Source organism: Aquimarina sp. I32.4 (assembly GCF_002924285.1).
Taxonomy (GTDB): Bacteria; Bacteroidota; Bacteroidia; order Flavobacteriales; family Flavobacteriaceae; genus Aquimarina.
The window spans coordinates 1-4,421 of sequence record NZ_PGUB01000188.1 but is presented as its reverse complement, the minus strand read 5'-3'; the positions used below and the strand labels follow the sequence as shown (position 1 = coordinate 4,421).

The following is a 4,421-nucleotide window of genomic DNA, read 5'->3' as shown; positions in this document are numbered from 1 at the left end:
TCTAGGTAATTCCCTGTTTCCTTTGCCAGATTCAAGAAAGAAAATATCATCACTCTCTACAATACCTTCAAAACCATCTGGAACAGCCCCTTCAAAGGCACTTAATATCTTATGACGCCAGTTAAATGAAGTTTGAATACAGATACCTGTCTGTTCAGCACATTTCTTTATCGAATTGCCTGATAGCATATGGTACAAATAAACGCTAAGCAAGTTCCTCTTTTTTAAACCAAAAGTAACTTTACCTGTAGTTTCCCTAAAATACTTCTTGCACGATTTACAAAAGTAGCGTTGTACACCATTAGCCTTGCCATTTGCACGGATATCGATGCCTTGACAATTAGGGCAATGTAGTGACTGGCTTTGTTGTACCTCGGAATGAACAGTATACAAGTCAGGCTCTGAAGGATCGACCATAGACAATAGCTCCTTAATTACGGTCTCACGACCCGATTCATCTAGGCTTTTGAAAAATTGTGTGAAAGATTCTGGCACCATTTGTATTTGTTTTTAAACAAAGATAACTAATTAAGTCGTATTATAGAATATAGCCAAATTTAATTGTACCCAAGGACTTTTCTCTTCGTTCAATAGCTTTTCTGCAATGCTTATTATGCCTTCATTTCCAGAACTTGTTCCTCCCCACATTCCTCTTCCAATAATATAGCTTTTAGAGAACGCTGTCCAATTTTCAAAGTTATTGGCTGCCAGTTCATAGGCTTGATCTATATAGATCCATACCTCATTTTCTGAAATATAACCAGCATCAAAACAGAGTCTGCTTAAAAATACCAAACGTCCACAATCCCATCCAATATTATTATATTTTATCAGTTCTTCTTCGGTTAAAACAATGTTGTTCTCGGTTAACTCTTTCCAGGTTTCTTGTAAATAGACAAGTTGCTGATAGGCTTTTTGAATATCTTCTTCGTATTTTTCATTATTTTCATCAAAGCCATTTAAAATAATCTTTTCTTGTTCCTCTTTACCTGTTGCCTGATAGGCTTTTAAGACTGTTTTGAAATAGTATCTAAATCCTTTTTCAGCTAAATAATCTAACTTTTCCCAAGCTTCGTTAGTGTTATTTATTCCCCACCATTTTGACAAAAGTTCTCTTATGTTCGATTTACCCAAGCCTGTGGTCAATGAATTGATATATGCCGTTTGCTGTTGGCTATAAATTGCACCTATTGCTAATTTCTTGTATTGTTCTTTACTGATATCACTATTTTTATTAAAGTGAATTTTTCCAGATAAGATTTTTGTTATCTTTTTTACTTTTCTTAGAGATGGTATAATTTTCCAAAAAATGAAAAAAATCGCCATCGCACCAATGGCGTAATACATGAAATACTTTTCAATTAATTCTTGCATGATGTTTTATTTTTTAAGCAGATTTCAAGCACAAGCTTTTCATCCATCAATATTGGGTGTATGACACGTACCAGACCACAGCCAATGCGTGCCAATTAATATCTGTTGTTGATAGTAGTTTTTATTCAATTGGATCAATTCTAATTTATTTATACTTCCATGCATATTTACCAGTATTTGGATCCTTCTCAAGCATAGTTTCTTTTATTCTTATCATTGTAAATGAGGTAATTATATTTTCATTATACTTATATGCATTATCATAGAGTATCAGGTCTTCCGGAGTAAAGATTGAAGGAATATAACAACTGTTTTACCATCTTTGTCTAAAATAAAGGGAATATGTTCTATATACTGATTATTGGAATTCTCAAACGACAAACTTAGAGACCTACCTATCATTGCAATCCTTTTACCATCACTTGAAGTCTCTTTTTTTAATTTTTTGAGCTGAACAATTTCTCCTTTTTCTCCAGAACCTTGGAAAGGATTATATCCTGATTGAATTGCAAAATATATACCTGTTACAATAAAAGCAGCTACATAATAGTATGTTTTTTTAGACTTTTATTCATTTTTTTATCTGTACTTTTTTAAAAAAAACACTGATAATTAGTGTTTTAGGAATTATTATTTTTTAACAAAGATCTAAGACCTACATCGATGGTTTGTTCTTCTATTTTAAAATTGTCCTTTACAATATTTTTTACCTCTTCATAAATAGGGTCATCACCACCATAAATAAGTCTTATGATAAAGCTACCTATAAAACCAACCTCGTTGCGCAGAAACCTCAACCAACCTGCTAATTCTTCCGAGCTAAAACGGAAGCAGGTATATTGACCATTTTCGCTGGTAGGATCCTTTGTGGTATCTACAACAACGACAAACCTGTGATATGCATTTTTGATGATGGTGATAGCGTCTTCTGCATGACTGTTCATTATTTTACCAGCTATATTATTGGCTTTTCTAGAGGATTTATAAGTGTATTTATCTCCTAGTTTTTCTTTTATTAGTTTTTCTACATCTTCTATTGATGGATTTTCTATTGCTTTAAATACGGTTACTTTCATACTGTATATATGTTTATTTCTTATTGTTGTGATTTAGTTTGTATTACTCTTCGAATGCGTCTAACCCATGTGTGGCTATTAATTTGCCATCTTCGTTAGTTTCAAATTCAAATCGATAGAGGTGGTCGTTTACTTTTTCTCCGTAGAAGGTACGCTTCATCGTTTTTTTGTCGGTATTAAGGGTAAAGCTATGCATTATTTTACCCGAGGTTTGGTCTGTCGACATATGGTAACTCTCTACACGGTAATTAGAAAACTCATCGGTTTCATTTTCAATTAATGCAATGGCCTCTTTAAAGTACACATGGCATTCATTAATATTAAAAGCACTTATAGCATTAGTTTTTGGAACACTTTTTAGTATTTCTTTAGCTTCTGGTTTATGTAACTGACCAGTTGCATAGTTGTAGAACCACATTGTGTTTTTGTTGTTTTCTGGAAAGAATATACTGATTTGCTCTATGGCATCCATAGTGCTATTCTTAGAAAAAAAGATTATCTGGCTTATCTGTTTATCTTTATCAAAGGTATCACTCAGTTTATCTTTTAAAGTTTCAATACCTGCTGAGGTGGTAAACGTTGGTCTATTGCCGTTACTAGAACAGCTTATAAAGAGTGTGAGTAAAAACAGGCTGCAAATTGTACGGTAGAATATAGTTTTCATTTAGTTTTTAAGATTTAAAGATTTATCTGGGTTCATTATAAATTGGTACTGACCATAATTGGTTCTTCTCATACGTCCGCTAGTTGTAGTATTCATATAGTAATTCAAATCAAAATCGGCATATATCATTCCTTTTTTATCTGTTCTAAATACCCAATAGTCTAAGTGGTAATCTTTATCTTCTTCAAGAAGTCCTTGTTCTTCCAATATTTTCAGGGCCTCTTGATATTTAGTGGCAATTATGGATATAGGTGCATCTTTTATTTTGAAGGTTTTTTTGTTTTTGTACGCAAACTTATTTTTTTTGGATGGGTCACTTAGAACTTTACTCGAAATGTCGTACGTTTCACTAAAATAGCTGCCTTTGAGTAAGTAATCATAACTAATGTCTTCTAGTTCTCCTGTTAACTTTTCTGCAGAAAAATTAAGACTGTAAACGTCTTTATCACTATTTAAGTTTTCGGCTATAATTGCTTCTAATGTTTCTATGTTCTCTTCATTTTTAAGATCTAGTGAATCAGTAGAGTTACACGAAGCACATAAAAGTAAGATGAGTAAAAAAGTAAAGGTATTTTTCATGGGTTTTGAATTGATAGTTTTTAAATATAATTTTAGATATTTAGAAAAAAAGTTTATTAATAGTCTATTTCTACAAAAGTTCCATCCAACGTATAACTAAAAGTAAATGAAGTACTACAGTTTTCTGGTTCTAGTTTCACCACATATCTTGCGGCTGTATAATGACGTTATTGTGATGGTCAATATTATATTTTTGATTATTTTCATTATTCAGAATTTTCTGATTATTTGTGTTTTAATAGAGAAATGGTATTTGTTATTAGTAGTTCTCTGTTTCTGTATTTTCAAAGAAGAAAAACAGTGTATCCTCACAAAAGATCAGCTCTAACACCCTACAATAACCTGATGTTATAATTGTAGAGCAGATAATGCCCACAGTGGCCAGTGGTATGATGATTTTGTCTAGTTTGAGTCTTGTGTTCTCCATATCTTTCACAGGTTTTGAGCTGTAAAAGTATAGCACAACATTAAAATGTGAAATAGAGAACTTATTTCTGTAACTTAAGAATAAATAAGCGTATGGTTTTAGAAAATATACGTTAGTGCATATATTTTATATCATTCTATTGAACTGATTTAAACTTTTTTTGAATTGTAAAAACGGGCTGCCGATATTTGCGTTACGACACGTAAATTATTTAAAAGCAGCCCATTATGTACAGCGTACTAGACAAATATACAATAGAAATGGAAATAATTCCACACATACCATTAGCCAAGCGAGGGTT

General features: G+C 32.1%; 4 protein-coding genes and 1 pseudogene. All 5 read right to left on the bottom strand.

Annotation, left to right across the window (positions count from 1 at the left end):
- Positions 1 to 498, bottom strand: a pseudogene (locus CVD18_RS21585) (hypothetical protein); the annotation flags it as partial.
- Between the two features lie 30 nt (positions 499 to 528).
- Positions 529 to 1,374, bottom strand: coding sequence for a DUF1266 domain-containing protein (locus CVD18_RS21580; RefSeq protein WP_103867538.1), 846 nt, complete (start codon positions 1,372 to 1,374; stop codon positions 529 to 531).
- Positions 1,375 to 1,994: 620 nt separating this feature from the next.
- Positions 1,995 to 2,450, bottom strand: a complete 456-nt coding sequence (locus CVD18_RS21575) for a hypothetical protein (RefSeq protein WP_103867537.1) — start codon at positions 2,448 to 2,450, stop codon at positions 1,995 to 1,997.
- A 43-nt stretch (positions 2,451 to 2,493) separates the two neighbouring features.
- Positions 2,494 to 3,114 carry a hypothetical protein gene (locus CVD18_RS21570; RefSeq protein ID WP_103867536.1) on the bottom strand — a complete coding sequence of 207 codons (621 nt, stop codon included), beginning with the start codon at positions 3,112 to 3,114 and terminating at the stop codon, positions 2,494 to 2,496.
- The gene (locus tag CVD18_RS21565) at positions 3,115 to 3,693 is read right to left on the bottom strand and encodes a hypothetical protein (RefSeq protein WP_103867535.1); all 579 of its coding nucleotides are present in this window, start codon (positions 3,691 to 3,693) and stop codon (positions 3,115 to 3,117) included.
- Between the last annotated feature and the right edge of the window lie 728 nt (positions 3,694 to 4,421).

Excerpts from the sequence above, each read along its gene's own strand:
- CVD18_RS21580 (WP_103867538.1), bottom strand. The coding sequence starts at position 1,374 with ATGCAAGAATTAATTGAAAAGTATTTCATGTATTACGCCATTGGTGCG.
- CVD18_RS21575 (WP_103867537.1), bottom strand. The coding sequence starts at position 2,450 with ATGAAAGTAACCGTATTTAAAGCAATAGAAAATCCATCAATAGAAGAT.
- CVD18_RS21570 (WP_103867536.1), bottom strand. The coding sequence starts at position 3,114 with ATGAAAACTATATTCTACCGTACAATTTGCAGCCTGTTTTTACTCACA.
- CVD18_RS21565 (WP_103867535.1), bottom strand. The coding sequence starts at position 3,693 with ATGAAAAATACCTTTACTTTTTTACTCATCTTACTTTTATGTGCTTCG.